Below are 17,474 nucleotides of genomic sequence, written 5' to 3' on the forward strand. Positions count from 1 at the left end.
CTTGCGCGGGCTTACGCCTGGACGATCTGCGCGACGGTGCGCTTGAGCGTGCCGACGACTTCCTTCAGCTCGGCCTTCTCGGCCTCGGTCATGCCCTTGAGCGGGGCGCGTACGCCACCGGTGCGCAGGCCGTTGATCTCGCAGCCGTACTTGATCGACTGGACGAACTTGCCGCCTTCGAGGAAGTCCATCAGCGGCATCATCGCCGCCATGATCCGCCGGCCCTTGGCGAAGTCGTGCTCAAGGACGCAAGCCTCGTACAGCGCGACGTGCTCGCGAGGAATGAAGTTGGAGCCGGCACAGACCCAGCTGCGCGCGCCCCAGGCGAAGAACTCCAGGGCCTGGTCGTCCCAGCCGCAGGACAGTTGGATGTTCGGGTGGCGGCAGGCCAGGCGGTGCAGCTGGCCCATGTCGCCGGAGCTTTCCTTGATCGCGCAGACGTTCTTGCGCGCGGCGATGGCGGCGAAGAACTCCTCGCCCATTTCAACGCTCATGCGGCCGGGATAGTTGTAGAGCATGATCGGCAGGCCGGCGGCATCGTCCACCGCCATCACGTGCTCGGCGATCTCCTGCTGGGTCGGCAGGGCATAGGGCGGCGAGCCGACCAGCAGGGCGTCGGCCTTGATCTCCTTGGCTGCGCGGGCGTAGGCCACCGAGTCCTCGGTGCGGATGGCACCGGTGCCGACGATCAGCGGCAGGCGGTCGCCGATCACATCCTTTGCTTTGGCCGCGAGGTCCAGGCGCTCCTGGGCGGTGTGGGCGTAGTACTCGCCGGTGGAGCCGCCGATGATGATGCCGTGGACCTTCGCCTCGATCAGGCTTTCCAGCACATTGGCGAAGGCCTGGGTGTCGATCGAGCCGTCGTCCTTCAGGGGGGTGATGGCCGGGGTGTAGATACCTTCAAACTTCACGGTGCTTTCTCCAGTGGGGGAAGGGTTGCCTCGTGCGCGGCTTGGATTACCGCGACGCGACCATTGAAATCGGTGCTCAGCTTTCCCGGCCGGCGCGGTACTGGCCCCAGCTCAGGTTCATGTTCACCCCGGCCGAGAGGAAGGGCTCGGGCGGGTTGGCGTTGGGGCCGGGGGAGGCGAGCAGGTAGTCGATCAGCTCGCTTTTTCCGCCGGCCAGCCAGTCGGCCAGCAGCTTGCCGGTGACGGTGCCGCGGGTGACGCCCAGGCCGTTGCAGCACAGCGCGCCGAAGACGTTGGGGGCGAGCTGGCCGAAGTAGCCCAGGTGGTTGCGCGACAGCGCCAGGGAGCCGCCCCAGGTGAACTCGAAGTCCACCTCCGGCAGCATCGGGAAGCGCCGGGCGAAGGAGTCGCGGTGGCGGCCGACGATGCGTTCCAGGTAGCGCGGGTTGCTGCGGCCATCGGGGTTGAAACTGAAGCTGTTGCGGATCAGCAGGCGGTTGTCCGGGGTGCGCCGTACGGTAGTGCCGAAGGGGTCGGCGGGGATAACGCCCCAGTACGGCTTGCCGCCCAGACGCGCCTGTTCTTCGTCGCTCAGCGCGCGGGTCAGGCTGGCGTAGGTGAACACTGGCAGCATGCGCCCCTTGAGGAAGCCGAAACTCATGCCGAAGGCGTTGTTGGTCAGTAGCAGGTGCTGCGCGCTGATGCTGCCCTGGGCGTGGCGCAGCACGACCTGCGCGCCGTAGTCGACTTCGGTGATCGGCGTGTTTTCGTAGAGCGTGACGTTGGCCGGCAGCGAGTCGGCCAGGCCTTTCACCAGCGCGGCGGGCTGGATCAGCACGGTGCCGGGGGTGAACAGCGCCTTGCGGTAGAAGTGCGTGCCGATGTGCTCGGGCAGCTCGCCGGCCTCGATCATCCGGTAGTCCTGGCCGAGCTTGTCGAGCCCGCGGCGGTAGGCTTCGAGCACGGCGATGCCGCGATCCTCGACGGCCGCCTGGTACTTGCCGCAGGCCTTCATCTGGCAGTCGATGCCGTGTTCGAGCACCAGCTCCTTGAGCAGGTCCTGGCCCATGAGATTGAGCTTGAGGCTGGTCTTCGCCGTGGCGATGTCGCCGATGTAGTCCTCGGCGCCGATGTCGTGGGGCAGGTCGATGGCAAAGCCGGCGTTGCGTCCGGAGGTGCCGAAGCCGACTTCCTGCGCCTCCACCAGGATGATTTCCTCGTGGGGGAAATGCAGCGCCAATTGGCGAGCGGCGGCCAGCCCGGTGAAGCCCGCACCGACTATGACCCAGCGCGCCGAGCTGTGCCCCGAATGCCGCGGGCGCACTTGCCTGGGGGGGCTCAGGTGATACCAGCCACAGCGTTTGTCGTCGGCGGGCAGATAGGTGATCTTCGTCATTGCAGGAACCTGTTCTTACTTTTGTCGGCCAATAGCTATCCCTTGCGTGGAGCCGGAGCTTCACGCGAGAACTCTTGTTTTGGATTGCTGACGCTTGCGGTCAGTGGAGGCTGTCGAGATGACCGGGCTGTTTGCGGCACCGGTTTTCGAGAAGCGCTGTTCGCGCCGTTGGTGTGACGACTATAGGAGCGGCTCCGACGGAGCGTCTAATTACATTTTCTGGGATCAATTCATACGCTTACAGGGGGCTTCGGGGGTTGTGGGCGGTGTGCCTGGAGCGTAGCTCGGCCCTACGTGAGTGGTCTGTAAGGTTATGAGTTAACTATTCTTTTCGAGAGATTCTGGGCGTTTTCACTACCGCCTCGGTCGTTCACCACAGCAATGACTTGATGCCTGCAGGTGATCCATCGGCGCAGATTCCGTCGTCGCGAATCCGTTGCCGGCAGCGCTGGCGCGAGCGCAGCAATAGCCGACTGCGAAGGCGTTTGTATAATCCGTTTCCACAAGAGGCAGGCCCGGCTTCGTGCCCGGCGCGCGTCAGATCGCCAGTGCTTGCCAACAAGAAATCGCCGAGGTATGCAGCAGTGGAAAGACGACAGTTCAGCGAGTCGATGCGAGGGCAGAACCTGCGCTTCGTGGGCGATCGCAAGAGCGACCCGCAGCGCCAGCGCAAGGTCGGTTTCGTGCTGCTGGAACACTTCTCCCTGCCGGCCTTCACCCAGGCGCTGGACACCCTGGTCACCGCCAATCTGATCCGCGAAGGGGCCTTCGCCACGCGCACCTACAGCCTCGACGGCGAGTCGGTCACCAGCGACCTCGGGCTGGTGATCTGCCCCGCATCAGCGCTGGAAGCCAAGTACCTGGACATGGACCTGCTGGTGGTCTGCGGTGGCCTGCGTACGCCGCTCAAGGACATGCCCGGCCTGAGCCGTCTGCTGCACCTGGCCGACGAGCGCGGCATCGCCCTGGCCGGCCTGTGGAACGGCGCCTGGTTCCTGGGCAAGGCCGGTCTGCTGGACGGCCACAAGTGCGCGGTACACCCGGAGAACCGCGCCTCGCTGGCGGAGGTCGCGCGCAACAGCGTGGTCACCGCCGAGAGCTACATCCTCGACCGCAACCGCCTCACTGCCGGCAGCCCCACCGGTGCCTTCAACCTGGTGCTGGAATGGGTCCACCAGCTGCACGGTCGCGAGCTGGTGGAAGGCATAGTCGACATTCTCGCCTTCGAGGAGTCGCGCTATCGCCGCACCCGCCCGGCGCTGCACGAGAAGATGACCCAGCCGCTGCGCGACGTGCTCAACCTGATGAGCGCGAACATCGAGGAGCCGCTGAGTCCGGACCAGCTATCGGAGTGTGTGGGGCGCTCCAAGCGCCAGCTGGAGCGGCTGTTCCAGGAGCAACTGGGCACCTCGCCGGTGCGCTATTACCTGGAGCTGCGCATCACCGAGAGCCGGCGCCTGCTGCAGCATTCCGACCTGTCGCTGGTGGAAGTGGCGCTGGCCTGCGGCTTCGTCTCGCCGAGCCATTTCAGCAAGTGCTACACGTCCTTCTTCGGCTATTCGCCGTCCAAGGAAGTGCGCTTCGGCTGCGTGCGCTCGGCCAAGTGAGGGGAGGGCGCACGGGCCGCTGAACGGCCCGTGCCGATCAGAACTGCGCCGTCAGCCAGTCGCGCAGGCGGCAGCAGGCGTCGTCGTCTTCCTTGTCCTCGTTGAAGGCCAGGTAGTGGTGCGTATCGTGCAGCACCAGTTCCTGTTCCACCGGGCGGATCAGCGAACCATTGGCCACCAGATGGTTGACCAGGTGGTTCCAGCCCAGCGCCACGCCCTGGTGGCTGAGGACCATCTGCACCAGCAGGTTGTAGTCGTTGGCATTGAAGAAGTGCGGGCGCTTGCCCGGGCCGTTGTCGATGTCGATGTCGTGGAAGGCCATCCAGACATTCCAGTCCACGTGTTCGGCGACCTGCGAGCGTCCGTAGGGCGTCAGGTTCAGCAGGGTGGCTTCGCGCAGCCCTTCGAGGCTGGCGATTTCCGGGTGCTGCTCCAGGTACTGCGGCGTACACACCGGGTAGACGATGTCGTGCATCAGTGTATGGCTGCGGTAGCCATCGCGGATGCGGGCCATCTTGGTGACGAAGATGTCCGGCCGCACGCCCGGTTCCATGGAGAGGAAGTTCTGCGTGGTGATCAGGTTCAGTTCGATGTCCGGGTTGGCTTCGAAGAAGCCCGGCAGCCGGTGCGACAGCCACAACGCGGAGAAGGCCGGCGAGCAGCACAGGGTGACGATGCGTTTGGACACGCTGTTGTTGCGGATGCGCTCGGCGGCCTGGGAGATGTTGACGAAGGACAGCTGCACCGCGTCGAAGAAGATCGAGCCGGCGGGGGTGAGTTCCACCGCGCGGCCCACGCGCTTGAACAGGTCGGCGCCCAGGTAGGTTTCCAGCTCGCGGATCTGCCGGCTGATCGCCGCCTGGGTGACGCACAGCGCCTCGGCGGCGCGGGTGAAGTTCTGGTACTTGGCGGCGGCGACGAAGGACTTCACGGCGCGCAGCGACGGCATCTTGATCAGCGTCTGATCCGGTTCGGTGTGTTTGACCATAACTTCAGGTAATCAAGACCTTGGATAAAATGTCGGTTCTTCCGCGCCTGCCCCCGTCCTAGACTGCCCGCATGCTGTGATCGGGAAAGGGTTGGCGGTGACTTGTTTGCGTGGAGAGTAGCCCAAGCGCTGCCCCACAGAAAGCCTCCGCCGCGCCGCCGGTTGCGCACGCACCGTTCCACACCGCGCCTGTTCTGGAGTGCCTATAACAATGGATAAGAAAGCTGCAGTACTCGACCTGATCCGCCAGCGCAAAGCGCGCCACGCGCTGCCCCGCGCCGTCTACAGCGACCCCGATGTCTACCGCCAGGACCTCGAGCAACTGTGGCACCGGGAGTGGATCTTCGCCGGCCACACCTTCGAGCTGGAAAAGCCCGGCCAGTACCTCACCCTGCAGATCGGCGACTACCCGATCGCCATCGTGCGCGGCGCCGACGGCCAGGTGCGCGCCTTCCACAACGCCTGTCGGCACCGCGGCTCCAAGGTCTGCACCGAGAGCAGCGGCAAGGTCGCCAAGCTGGTCTGCCTGTACCACAAGTGGGTGTTCGACCTCGACGGCAAGCTGCTCTTCGCCGGCAACATGGGCCCCGAATTCAACCCCGCCGAGTATGGCCTGAAGCCCGCCCATTGCGAGGTGGTGAATACCTACATCTACGTCTGCGTGGCCGAGCGCGCGCCGGACTTCTCGCGCTTCCGCGATGCCGTGTCGCCTTTCATCGGCCCGCACAACCTTGAGGACTGCAAGGTCGCCTTCGAGTCCAACCTGGTCGAGCGCGGCAACTGGAAGCTGGTGTTCGAGAACAACCGCGAGTGCTACCACTGCGACGGCACCCACCCGGAATTGCTCAACTCCTTCGTCGAGAACCTCTCGGTGGCGGGCGTGGGCGGCGCGGACGATCCGGAGCTGAGCGCCCACTGGGACCGTTGCGAGGCCGCCGGCCTGCCCAGCCGCCTGGTGATGGACGAGGACGGCCAGTACCGCATGACGCGCATCCCGCTGTCGGCCAACGCCGTGAGCTACACCATGGACGGCAAGCCGGCGGTGTCGCGGCGGCTGGACCGCAGCGGCGAGCCGAACATCGGCGCGCTGCTGTACTTCAACTACCCGTCCACCTGGAACCACTTCCTCGGCGACCACGCCCTGAGTTTCCGCATCCTGCCGCAAGGCCCCAACGAGACCCTGGTGACCACCCGCTGGCTGGTGCCCAAGGATGCCCAGGAAGGCATCGACTACGACCTGGAGCGCCTGACCCGCGTGTGGATCGCCACCAACGACCAGGACCGCCGGCTGGTGGAAGGTGCGCAGATGGGAGTGAACTCGCCGGCCTACGAGCCGGGTCCGTACTCCTCCATCGCCGAGAATGGCGTCTGCCAGTTCGTCGACTGGTACTGCGAGCGCATGACCCGCCGCCTCAGCGACTGAGGCGCGGCGCCGTCGCCGACGGCACCCCGCTACCGATGAAGCCCGCCTCACCGCCACGGTGAAGCGGGTTTTTTGTGGCTGTTTGCAACTCCTTCCTGCACCCGGAGCCGCCATGCGCCTGAACTGTTTTCGCCTTGCCAACCCGCATTCCCAGGGATTCTTCCTCGTCCTGCTGGCCGCCTTCTGCTACGGCCTGCAGCCACTGTTCGCCAGCTTCGCCTATGCCGGCGGCGCCAATCCGGTGGGCCTGCTGCTGGCGCGCTTCGCCATTGCTTCGGCATTGCTGCTGATGTGGTTGCAGCACCGCCGCATCCGCCTGCCCAGCGCGCGGCTGATCCGGCAGAACCTGATACTCGGCGTGGGCTACTACAGCGCCGCGCGGGCCAGCTCGGTGAGCCTGGCGGTGATCCTCATGTACAGCTTCCCGGCGATTGTCACCGGGGTGTCGATAGCCTGGCTGGGTGAGCGCACCAGCACGCTGAAACTGATCGCGCTGTTGCTGGCATTGGGCGGCGTGACATTAGCGACCGGCTTGAGCTTCAAGGGCCTGTCGGTGGGCGCGTTGTGGGCATTGTTCGCGGCCATGTCCTATGGCTCGGCGATCATCTACGGCACCCGACGTATCCGTCATGACCATCCGCTGGCTTCGGCGGCCGTGGTGCTGCTGGGCTGCGCGGCGACCTTCGCGCTGGCGGCGTTGACACAGGACGCGCGCTTTCCCGCCAGCGGGCAGGCGTGGCTGGCGACGGCAGGGCTGGCGCTGTTCGCAACAGTGATCCCGGTGGCGGCTTTTCTCGCCGGCTCGCCCGCGGTGGGGCCGTCGACGGCGGCCACGTTGTCCACGGTGGAGCCGCTGGTAGCAGTGGCGATAGCGGTCTGGCTGATGGGCGAGCAGCTCACCCTGGGCATGCTCGGCGGCGGCCTGATGGTGCTGCTGGCGGCGGTGTGCCTGGCGCGGCCAGCAGCTGAAATCCCCGCACCGAGCCCCGTGGCAGAAGGCGTGGGCCTTGATCGATAACATGCAGTTATGGTTTTGAGCGAGCAAATGTCGTTGGACGCTCACCCGCTTGAACCCTAATTTTGACTGACGGCGAGCCGCTCAAGAGGGCCGCCGCAAAGCCTTGCAGGAGCTTCTGCAAACCGGAAGGGCACAGCGTGTGCTGAGACGCGCCGGGCCGATCTTCTTCCGGCATACGCAATGCTACGAGGCCATGGGGCCAGCGGCAGCATGACCTTGAACACAAGAATAAGCACAAGGTGAGGAAAGTATGAGCCAGACCGACGATATCCTTTCGGTGAGCAACATCTTCAAGGTCTTCGGGCCGCGCCCGGACGAGGTGATGGAGATGCTGCGCAAGGGCGCTGACAAGAACGAGATCTTCCGCAGGACCGGCCACGTCGTCGGCGTGTTCGACGCCAGTTTCTCGGTTCGTCGCGGCGAGATCTTCGTCATCATGGGCCTGTCCGGCTCCGGCAAGTCCACCATGGTCCGCCTGTTCAACCGGCTGATCGAACCCACCTCCGGCAGCATCCACCTCAACGGCCGGGAGATTACCGGGTTGTCCGACAAGGCCCTGCTCGATGTGCGCCGCAAGGAGATGGGCATGGTCTTCCAGTCCTTCGCCCTGATGCCGCACATGAGCGTGCTGGAGAACGTCGCCTTCGGTCTGGAGATCGCCGGCGTCGCCGAGAAGGAGCGCCACTGCCGTGCCGGCGAGGCGCTGGCCCAGGTCGGCCTGGCCGGCCACGAGCACAGCTATCCGCACCAGCTGTCCGGCGGCATGCAGCAGCGTGTCGGCCTGGCCCGCGCCCTGGCCAACGACCCGACCATCCTGCTGATGGACGAAGCCTTCTCCGCCCTCGACCCGCTGATCCGCCACGAGATGCAGGGCGAGCTGATGCGCCTGCAGGCCGAACAGCAGCGCACCATCATCTTCATCTCCCACGACATCGAGGAAGCCATCCGCATCGGCCACCGCATCGCGATCATGGAAGGCGGCCGGGTGGTGCAGATCGGTACCCCGCAAGAGCTGCTCAACAACCCCGCCAACGAGTATGTCGAGACCTTCTTCCGCGGCTTCGACAGTTCCCGCGTGCTCAAGGCCGGCGATGTGGCGAAGCTGGATACCGAAGTGCTCTGCCGGGTCAATGGCCGCGGGCCTCAGCCCAAGGTCGGCGTGCCCTTCAGCTACCTGATCAACGAGCGCGACCAGTTCATGGGCGTGATGTCGGCCGACGCCGCCTTCGCCGAACTGGCGTCCGGGCCCTGCACCCGCCACGAGGATCACCCGGTGTACACCGACACGCCGCTGCACGACGTGCTGGATATCGTCGCCGAGCTGCCGTACCCGGTGCCGGTGCTCGATCGCAGTGGCGCGCTCAAGGGCACCATCTCGAAGAACCAGCTGTTGCAGACCCTGAGCCGCCACTGAGCGCACGCCGTCCTGGCCGTCCCTGACGCCTGCCACCGGGCGTCCCCAGCTTGAAAAGGTACGCAAGCATGTCCGAGTCCAGTTTCCTTGATCCCTTCCAGAGCGCGGTCATCCCGCTGGGCGAGTGGGTCGAAACCAGCCTGAACTACCTGGTGCGCAACTTCCGCGATGTCTTCCACGCCATCCGCTGGCCCATCGACCAGGTGCTCAACGGCTCCGAGCACGTCCTGCAGAGCGTGCCGCCAACCATCGCCATCCTCATCGCCGCGCTGTTCGGCTGGCAGCTCGCCGGCCCTCGCATGGGCGTGATGTGCGCTGTGACCCTGACCCTGCTGGGCCTGATCGGCGTGTGGTCGGAATCCATGACCACCCTGTCGCTGGTGCTCACCTCGGTGTTCTTCTGCGCGCTGATCGGCATCCCGCTGGGCATCCTCTGTGCCCGCAGCGACCGCGTCGAGCGCGTGGTGCGCCCGTTGCTGGACGCCATGCAGACCCTGCCGGCGTTCGTCTACCTGGTGCCGGTGGTGATGCTGTTCGGCATCGGCAACGTGCCCGGCGTACTGGTCACCATCGTCTTCGCCGTGCCGCCGCTGGTGCGCCTGACCAACCTGGGCATCCGCCAGGTGCCCGAGGACAAGATCGAGGCCGCCCGCGCCTTCGGCTGCACCCCGCGGCAGATGCTGACCCGCGTGCAACTGCCGCTGGCCACCCCGACCATCATGGCCGGCGTCAACCAGACCCTGATGCTGTCCCTGTCGATGGTGGTGATCGCCTCGATGATCTCCGTCGGCGGCCTCGGCCAGATGGTCCTGCGCGGCATTGGCCGGCTGGACATGGGCCTGGCCACCGTCGGTGGCGTCGGCCTGGTGCTGCTGGCGATCTTCCTCGACCGCCTGACCCAGGCCATGGGCGAGCGCACCCGTTCCGACCCCAGCCGCCGCTGGTACCACAGCGGCCCCGCCGGCCTGATCCTGCGTCTGTTCAGCAGCCAGCCGGTGGCCCAGAAAAGCGTCTGATTCCGCTGTTCTTCCTCACCCTGCCGACCCCACAAAGAAAAGAACAAGAGGTACGCAACGATGCAATTCGAGTCGATCAAGAACAAGCTCCTGCACTGCGCTTCGGTGCTGTCCCTGAGCCTGCTGTCGCTGTACGTGCTGGCCGCCTCGCCGGACAAGCCGGGGGAGGGCGTGAAGGTCACGCCGATCTTCCCGCCGATTGCCGAGGAGCGCTTCCGTGGCGAGCTGGCCATGGCTGGCCTGCGCGAGCTGGGCTACGACGTGCAGGAGCCCAAGGAGACCGAGTACGCGGCGATGATGGTGGCGCTGTCCTACGGCGACGCGGACTTCACCGTGCACTTCTGGGACAAGCTGCACGACGCCTTCTACCAGAAGGTCGACGGCCCCAATACCCTGGTCAAGGCCGGCGACGTCATCCCCGGCGTGCTGCAGGGCTACCTGATCGACAAGAAGACCGCCGACCAGTACCACATCAAGTACATCACCGACCTGAAGAAACCGGAGATCGCCAAGCTGTTCGACACCGATGGTGACGGCAAGGCCAACCTGACCGGCTGCAACCCCGGCTGGGGCTGCGAGCTGGTGATCTCGCACCACATGAAGGCCTATGACCTGGACGGCTCGGTCAACGTCAACCAGGGCTCCTACTTCGCCCTGATGGCCGACACCATCACTCGCTACAAGCAGGGCCAGCCGATCCTCTACTTCACCTGGGTGCCGCAGTGGATCGCCGGCGTGCTGGTGGAAGGCCGCGACGTGGTCTGGCTGGAAGTGCCGAAGACCGACTTGCCCGACGGCAACAACAGCGTCAACACCACCTACGAAGGCAAGAATCTGGGTTTTGCCATCGACAAGGTGGAGGCGCTGCTGAACAAGGACTTCGCGCAGAAGAACCCGGTGGCCCTGAAGTTCCTCTCGCAGCTGCAGATCAAGGCGGACGACGAGAGCCAGCAGAACCTGCGCATGCAGAAGGGTGAGAACAAGCCCGCCGACATCCGTCGCCATGCCGATGAGTGGATCGCCGCCCACCGCCAGCAGTGGGACGCCTGGCTGCAGGCCTCGCGCGACGCTGCCAAGCAGTGACGCACAGGAGGGTGCCCGGTCCAGGGCACCCTTGCTTTTCCTTCCAGACAAACCTTCTTCGCCTGTGGAGTGCCCAGATGTCGCTGTATTCGTTCGTCCGCGAGTTTCACTTCGAGCAGGCCCCGGCGCGCACCCGCGAGCTGATGCAGACCTGCCTGCTGGACATCCTCGGCGTCGCCGCCGGCGCGCGGGACAACGCCACCAGCCAGGCAGTCCGGCGTTACGCTCTGAATCACTATCCGGCCGGCGTGCTGTCCAGCCGCCTGCTGTTCGATGGCCGCGCGGTGCATCCGCTGGGCGCGGCCTGGGCCGGCGGATTCTGCGTCGACAGCCTGGACGCCCATGAAGGCCATTTCACCTCCAAGGGCCATGCCGGCGCGACCGTGGTGCCGGCGCTGCTCGCCCTGGCCGACGCCTGCCGCCAGCAGGGCCGCACTATCAGCGGCGCCGAGCTGATGACCGCGCTGACCATCGGCTACGAAACCGCCCTGCGTGCGGGCGCCGCGCTGATGGCAACCGCCCACGAATACCATGCCTCCGGCGCCTTCTCCGGAATCGGCGTGGTGTGCGGCGGTGCGCGCCTGCTGGGCTTGGGCGAAGAGCAGTTCCGCCATGCCCTGGGCATCGCCGAGTATTTCGGCCCGCGCTGCCCGATGATGCGCCTGGTGGATCACCCCAGCATGCTGCGCGATGCACACGGCGCCGGCGCCCATGCCGGGCTCAATGCGCTGCTGCTGGCCGAATCCGGGGTCACCGGCGCGCCGGCGGAGACCGTGGAGTTCCTCGAAGTCGCCGAACACTGGTGCGACCTTGGCGCGCGCTGGGAGATCGATGCGCAATACTTCAAGCCCTGGCCGGTGTGCCGTTGGGCACAGCCGGCGCTCACCGCGCTGACTGCGCTGATGGTGGAGCACCCGGCGATCCGTGGCGAGAACATCGAACAGATTCGCGTGGAGACCTTCCACGAATCGGTACGCCTGCAAGGCCATCGCCCGGCCAATGCCGACGAGGCGCAGTACGCGCTGGCCTTCCCGCTGGCGGCGCTGGTCGTGCGAGGGCAGGTGGGGCCACTGGAGGTCACCGGTGAGGCGGTGCACGCGGCGGATATCCTGGCCGTCAGCGAGCGGGTGGAGATCGTCGAGAGCGATGAGCTGTCGGCGCGCTTCCCCGAGGAAATCCTCTCCCGCGTGACGGTCCTGCTCAAGGACAGCAGCCGCTTCGTCAGCCCCATCACACAGGCCAAGGGCGACCCGCAGACGGCCATGAGCCGCGCGGAATTCCGCGCCAAGTTCGACCTGCTGGCCGGCATCTCGCTGAGCCCGGCGCTGCGCGACCAGATCGACGCGGCCATCGCCGAGCTGCCGGTCAGTGCGAGCTGCGAGCACCTGTTCGGGCTGATCCTCAGCTCGCCGCAGAGTGCCTGAGCGACGCCGTGAGAACCTCCTTCGAGAGCGTGCTGCGCAGCCGCAACCTGGCGCATCTCGAGCCGCTCAAGCGGGGCCTCGCCGCGCCACAGCCTGCGCGGCGAGTGCTCTTCGTGCTGCGCGAGCACTTTTCCATGCTGGCGTTCACCGCCGCCATGGACGCGCTGCTCACTGCCAACATCATGACGGCCACGTCGTTGTTCCAGGTACAGGTGGCGGGCAGCGAACGCAGTGTTACCAGTGACCTTGGGCTGGCCGTCAACTGCGATCTCACCCTTGCCGAACTGCATGCCGCGCCGCAGGACATCCTCGTCGTCTGCGGCGGCTTTCGCGTGCAGTTGCTGCCCGATCCGCAATTGCGCAATCGGCTGCGCCAAGCCGCGTCAGCTGGCGCGGTGCTGGGCGGATTGTGGAATGGTGCCTACTTCCTCGCCGAAGCTGGCCTGCTTGACGGTCACGAATGCGCCTTCCACCCCGATGGTCGCGCAGTGCTGGCGGAGGTCTTTCCCAATGTCAAGGTCACCTCGCGCGCCCGTGTCGCCGACCATGGCCGCCTGACTTGTGCCGGCCCCAACAGTGCGCTGGGCATGATGCTCGACGTGGTGCGCGAGACCGGCGGGCAGGAGCTGCTGAGCGCGGTGGAGGAGGTGCTCAACTGCGACAAGGTGCAGGATGCGTCGTCTGCGCCGGTGTCTTCCGCCGAGGCCAATCCGAGCCTGCCGCGCACCCTGCGTCTGGCTCTGGAGTTGATGAGCAGCAACATAGAGGATCCGATGGATCATGAGGAGATCGCCCGCTATGCGCGCATCTCCCGTCGGCATATGGAGCGCCTGTTCCGTCGCCATGTCGGCACCACGCCGGAGCGGTATTACCTGGAATTGCGCCTGACCCACGCCCGTCAGTTGTTGCAGCACACCCAGCGACCGCTGATCGAAGTCGTGCTGGCCAGCGGCTTCTGCAACCTGCCGCATTTCCATCGGTGTTTTCGCGAGCTGTTCAATGTCACGCCCGGGCAGTTCCGGGCGCGGGGCGGGTTGGCGGTGCCGCTCTAGTTTCCGCTTCGCGAGCAAGATCCAGGCGTCCCCTCGGTCCTACGAAGAGCAAGACCGGTGTTCCCTGTAGGAGCGAGCTTGCTCGCGAACCCGGCGGCGGCCGCAACAAAGCAGCCCCCCGCAACCTGAGCGTCTACGGGGGGCGGCATAGGGGGCCGGATTCCCGTGAGGATTATCGGTTCATCCCCGCAGGATCGGTGGAGTGCAGCGATTCCCATGCGGGTCAGCCGCGCTGAAATCGATGGGTATCGCTGCGCTTCACACCACCCTACTCAGAGCATTTCCGGAGGCTTTATCGGTTCAGAACGGCAGCGGCAGCTTCGCCGTGCGCCCGCCATCGATGACGATCACCTGGCCGGTGATGAACGCCGACTCTTCGCTGGCCAGGAATACGGTCAGGTTGCCGACATCCTGCGGCTCGCCGGTACGGCCCACCGGGTGCAGCCTGAGCAGATCACGCCGAGCTTGCGCCGGGTCGGCCTGGCCATCGATGTAGGCATCGCTCAGGTCGGAATTGATCCATCCCGGTGCGATGGCGTTGCAGCGGATGCCGTCGCGGCCCAGGTCCACCGCCAGGGCGCGGGTGAAACCGTGCACGCCGGCCTTCGAGCCGCAGTAGGCAGCGTGCCAGGGGTTGGCGCCGATACCCTCGATGGAGCCGATGTTGACGATGCTGCCGCCGCCGCGCTCGCGCATCTGCACCAGCAGCGCCTTGGCGAGGAACACCGGGGCGCGCATGTTGACCGCCAACATGCGGTCCCAGTCGTCCTCGCTCATTTCGTCCAGCGACTGCTCGAACATGAAGCCGGCGTTGTTCACCAGGATGTCGGTGCCGCCGAAGCGTTGCTGCACCGCGCGGGCGATCAGGTAGGGCGCCTCACGTGTGGCCAGGTCGGCCTCGCACCAGGCCACGCGCGGGTGCTTGCCCAGTTCTTCATCCAGCCCCTGGCGCTGGGCGATCAACACCTGGGCGCCGGCCAGCAGCAGTTTCTCGGTGATGCCCCGACCGATGCCGCGCCCGCCGCCGGTGACTACGGCAACCTTGTTCTTCAGGTTCATCATGCACCTCAGCCCGATACCGGCTTGGCGCCGGTCACTTCGAGGGTTTCGGCGGCGATGTAGCGCGCCTCGTGGGAGGCCAGGAAGGCGATCACATCGGCGATGTCTTCCGGCTCGGCAATGCGCCCCAGCGGCACGGTCCGGTTCAGTTCCTCGATGGCCTTGTCCGGGTCGAGCCCCCGCCGTGCGAAGCCGCTGCGAATCATCGGCGTGTTGATCTCGTGCGGGCACACGGCGTTGACGCGGATGCCGAACGGCGCAGCGTCGCGGCCCATGTTCTTGGTCAGCGCGGCGACCGCGCCCTTGCTGGTGCAGTAGGCGACATGGCCGGGGCCGGGGTACACGCCCCACACCGAAGAAGTGTTGACGATGGCGCCGCCGCCGCGCTGCTTCATGTGCGGGATGGCCGCGCGGCAGAGGAAGAACACCGCTGTCAGGTTGACGTCCAGCGCGGTGAACCACATCTCGTCGGTGGTCTCCTCGATGGTGCCGCGGGGGATGATGCCGGCGTTGTTGAGCAGGATGTCGAGGCCGCCGAAACGCTCCACCGCGCGTGCGATCAGCGCCTCGCAGTACTCCTTCTCGCGCAGGTTGCCGGCCAGGTATTCGGCCTCCGCGCCCAGGCGCCGCGCCTCGGCCGCCATGCTCTCGCAGCCCTGTGCGTCGAGGTCGGAAATCATCAACTGCGCGCCTTCTTTCGCGAACAGCCGCACCAGAGCCTGGCCGACGCCGCCGGCACCTCCGGTGACTACCACCACCTTGTTCTGGAATCTCATCGGGCATTACCTCGGAACGGAAATGGGAGGGGGACTTGCGAGGTCGATGATCGATAGCCGCCGGTTCGGCTGACAAACGAGAAATCCGCCGTCTTCGCTTAACCTGCGCTCAAGCGAAAGCTGTCTGCGGGCCCGCAGTTCATCAGCGGCGGTGTTCGCTACCCCGGCCGGCTGGTTAACTGTCCCGACGACACCCGAGCGGGAGCCCACCCCATGACCGGCCTGCGTGATCTGCCACCGCTGAACGCCCTGCGCACCTTCGAGGCCGCCGCCCGTCATGGCAGCTTCAAGCAGGCGGCCGAGGAGTTGTGCGTGACCCAGGCGGCGGTCAGCCGGCAGATCCAGGTGTTGGAGGAGTTCTATGGGCTGAAGCTGTTCCTGCGTGGCAACCGCCGGGTCGAACTGACCGGCGAAGGCCAGGCGCTGTACCAGGCCGCCACCTCGGCGCTGCAACACATCGCCAGCGCCTCGCGGGAGCTGCTGCGCAGCAGCGGGGACGACTTCCTGCCGCTGCACACCACCAGCGCCTTCGCTCAGTTGTGGCTGATGCCGCGTCTGCGACGCCTGCGCCTGGCGCACCCGGACATGCAGCTGCACCTGATCAGCGGCGAAGGCAATCCGGATTACCGCGAAGGCTTCCAGGCCGCCGTGACCCTGGGCCTGGAGGAGCACCCGCAGTACCAGGCGCAAGAGCTGTTCTCCGAAGAAGTCTTCCCCGTCTGCACACCGGGTTTTCTCGAACAACATCCGCAGGCGGCAAACCTCGAAGGCCTGCTTGGCCTGCCGCTGCTCAACCTCAGTGCCAGTCACTGGAAGGCGCGGCTGTGGGAGCCGGTGGACTGGGCCTTCTGGCTCAAGCGCGTGGACGTGGAAGGCAAGCCCGCGCGGGAGGCCATGAGCTTCAGCCACTTCTCCACGCTGATCGATGCGGTGCATCAGGAGGAGGGCGTGGGGTTGGCGTGGCGGCATCTCGTGCAGCACCAACTGGACGCCGGCACGCTGGTGCGCCCGGTTCCGCAAAGCTGGAAGGCGGATGAGCGCAAACACTATTTCGTCTGCCGGCGGGACCTGAGCAACGGCCGGCAGATCCAGCAGTTGCGCGACTGGTTGCTGGAGGAAACCCAGGCATTGCGATCGGGCTGAGTGTCGCTGCCGGGCGCTGCGAAGGCGGTCGGCGGCAAACCGGGGGAATTAGTGCAACCCAGACTCGGGTCATCAAGCAGAACATCGAAAGCAATAGCGAGGAACAGGACGTGATCTTTCTTTACAACGCCGAACCCGAACACGCGGCCCAGTGGAAGGCGCTGCTGACTGCCCAGGTGCCAGACCTGGAATTCGTCGAGGGTTTCGAGGCGGTCGACCCGGCACGTGTCACCTACCTGCTGACTTGGAAGGCGGTCGCCGATATCGAGCGCTACACCAGCCTGCGCGTACTCTTCGCGGCGGGCGCCGGGGTGGACCAGTTCGACCTGACGAAGATTCCCGAATCGGTTGCGCTGGTGCGTATGGTCGATGACTCCCTGGCGGATATCATGGCCGAGTTCGTGGTGATGTCGGCGCTGGCCCTGCACCGCGAGATGCCGGCCTACCGCGTGCAGCAGTCCAGTCAGGTCTGGGAGCCGCTGAGCATCCTGCCGGCGGCGACCAGCCGCGTCGGCGTGATGGGCCTCGGCCAGCTGGGCCAGGCGTGCCTCGCGCAACTGCGCCACCTGAAGTTCCAGCTGCTGGGCTGGAACCGCTCCGCGCGGCAGATCGACGGGGTGCAGACCTACACCGGCCCCGAGGAACTGGCGAGCTTCCTGGCGCAGTGCGACATTCTGGTCAACCTGCTGCCGCTGACCGATAGCACCCGTGGCATCCTCAACCGCGAGACGCTGGCGCAATTGCCCAGGGGCGCCGGGCTGATCAACGTCGGCCGCGGCGAGCACGTGGTGGAAGCGGATCTGGTGGCGGCGCTGGGCGCCGGGCAGGTCGGCGCGGCGATCCTCGATGTGTTCCACGAAGAGCCGCTGCCCGAGGGCCATCCGCTGTGGTCGCACCCTCAGGTCTGGGTCACCCCGCACATCGCCAGCACCATGCAGGTGGAAGGGGGCGCGGCGGCGGTGGCGAAGAACATCCTGCGCGATCTGGACGGCAGCGAGCTCCTCCATACCGTAGATCGCCAAGTTGGCTACTGAGATGAGCGACTGGGCTTGGCGACTTTGTTGACGGCCGCTGGATTCTTTCCGAGTTGTATGCGTTAGCAACTTTAGTGATCACGCCAAATGATGTGCTAGCGGCTGCCTAAAACAACAAACGCCCGCGTAT

General features: G+C 66.0%; 15 protein-coding genes. 10 read left to right on the forward strand and 5 right to left on the reverse strand.

Annotated features, from left to right (window positions below):
* Positions 1-11: 11 nt before the first annotated feature.
* Entirely contained in the window at positions 12-911 is a 900-nt protein-coding gene (locus tag ACYCAX_RS25190; protein ID WP_294971796.1) for a dihydrodipicolinate synthase family protein, read from the reverse strand.
* Positions 912-987: 76 nt separating this feature from the next.
* On the reverse strand, positions 988-2,307 hold the full coding sequence (locus tag ACYCAX_RS25195; RefSeq protein WP_294971793.1) for an NAD(P)/FAD-dependent oxidoreductase: 1,320 nt from the start codon (positions 2,305-2,307) through the stop codon (positions 988-990).
* A 584-nt stretch (positions 2,308-2,891) separates the two neighbouring features.
* Here ACYCAX_RS25195 and ACYCAX_RS25200 point away from each other — a divergent pair.
* Positions 2,892-3,914 carry a GlxA family transcriptional regulator gene (locus tag ACYCAX_RS25200; protein WP_294971790.1) on the forward strand — a complete coding sequence of 341 codons (1,023 nt, stop codon included), beginning with the start codon at positions 2,892-2,894 and terminating at the stop codon, positions 3,912-3,914.
* 37 nt (positions 3,915-3,951) lie between these two features.
* Here ACYCAX_RS25200 and ACYCAX_RS25205 read toward each other — a convergent pair whose 3' ends face one another.
* On the reverse strand, positions 3,952-4,902 hold the full coding sequence (locus ACYCAX_RS25205; protein ID WP_294971787.1) for a LysR family transcriptional regulator: 951 nt from the start codon (positions 4,900-4,902) through the stop codon (positions 3,952-3,954).
* Positions 4,903-5,113: 211 nt separating this feature from the next.
* Here ACYCAX_RS25205 and ACYCAX_RS25210 point away from each other — a divergent pair, with 211 nt between their 5' ends.
* From ACYCAX_RS25210 to ACYCAX_RS25240, 7 genes are all read left to right on the forward strand, one after another.
* Positions 5,114-6,325: an aromatic ring-hydroxylating oxygenase subunit alpha gene (locus ACYCAX_RS25210; RefSeq protein WP_460249108.1), complete on the forward strand. Its 1,212-nt coding sequence runs from the start codon at positions 5,114-5,116 to the stop codon at positions 6,323-6,325.
* A gap of 112 nt (positions 6,326-6,437) precedes the next feature.
* Positions 6,438-7,343 (forward strand): DMT family transporter, encoded by a 906-nt coding sequence (locus ACYCAX_RS25215; protein WP_460249109.1) that lies wholly within the window; start codon positions 6,438-6,440, stop codon positions 7,341-7,343.
* A 250-nt stretch (positions 7,344-7,593) separates the two neighbouring features.
* Positions 7,594-8,757, forward strand: a complete 1,164-nt coding sequence (locus ACYCAX_RS25220) for a quaternary amine ABC transporter ATP-binding protein (RefSeq protein WP_294971777.1) — start codon at positions 7,594-7,596, stop codon at positions 8,755-8,757.
* 68 nt (positions 8,758-8,825) lie between these two features.
* Positions 8,826-9,773, forward strand: a complete 948-nt coding sequence (gene proW, locus ACYCAX_RS25225; RefSeq protein WP_294971774.1) for a glycine betaine/L-proline ABC transporter permease ProW — start codon at positions 8,826-8,828, stop codon at positions 9,771-9,773.
* Between the two features lie 60 nt (positions 9,774-9,833).
* A complete protein-coding gene (gene proX / locus ACYCAX_RS25230) occupies positions 9,834-10,856 on the forward strand; it encodes a glycine betaine/L-proline ABC transporter substrate-binding protein ProX (RefSeq protein WP_294971771.1) in 1,023 nt (340 codons plus the stop codon).
* Positions 10,857-10,933: 77 nt separating this feature from the next.
* Positions 10,934-12,280, forward strand: a complete 1,347-nt coding sequence (locus tag ACYCAX_RS25235) for an MmgE/PrpD family protein (RefSeq protein ID WP_294971767.1) — start codon at positions 10,934-10,936, stop codon at positions 12,278-12,280.
* Positions 12,281-12,288: 8 nt separating this feature from the next.
* Positions 12,289-13,332, forward strand: coding sequence for a GlxA family transcriptional regulator (locus ACYCAX_RS25240; protein ID WP_460249110.1), 1,044 nt, complete (start codon positions 12,289-12,291; stop codon positions 13,330-13,332).
* 300 nt (positions 13,333-13,632) lie between these two features.
* Here the strand turns inward: ACYCAX_RS25240 and ACYCAX_RS25245 are convergent, their stop codons facing one another.
* Both ACYCAX_RS25245 and ACYCAX_RS25250 read right to left on the reverse strand, forming a co-directional pair.
* The gene (locus ACYCAX_RS25245) at positions 13,633-14,391 is read right to left on the reverse strand and encodes an SDR family NAD(P)-dependent oxidoreductase (protein ID WP_294971761.1); all 759 of its coding nucleotides are present in this window, start codon (positions 14,389-14,391) and stop codon (positions 13,633-13,635) included.
* 8 nt (positions 14,392-14,399) lie between these two features.
* The gene (locus ACYCAX_RS25250; RefSeq protein ID WP_294971757.1) at positions 14,400-15,167 is read right to left on the reverse strand and encodes an SDR family NAD(P)-dependent oxidoreductase; all 768 of its coding nucleotides are present in this window, start codon (positions 15,165-15,167) and stop codon (positions 14,400-14,402) included.
* Between the two features lie 213 nt (positions 15,168-15,380).
* Here ACYCAX_RS25250 and ACYCAX_RS25255 point away from each other — a divergent pair, with 213 nt between their 5' ends.
* Positions 15,381-16,310, forward strand: coding sequence for a LysR substrate-binding domain-containing protein (locus ACYCAX_RS25255; protein WP_294971754.1), 930 nt, complete (start codon positions 15,381-15,383; stop codon positions 16,308-16,310).
* A gap of 110 nt (positions 16,311-16,420) precedes the next feature.
* Complete coding sequence (locus tag ACYCAX_RS25260) at positions 16,421-17,344, forward strand: 2-hydroxyacid dehydrogenase (protein WP_294971751.1); 924 nt, start codon at positions 16,421-16,423, stop codon at positions 17,342-17,344.
* Positions 17,345-17,474: the final 130 nt, after the last annotated feature.

This window comes from Pseudomonas sp. MT3 (assembly GCF_054720805.1).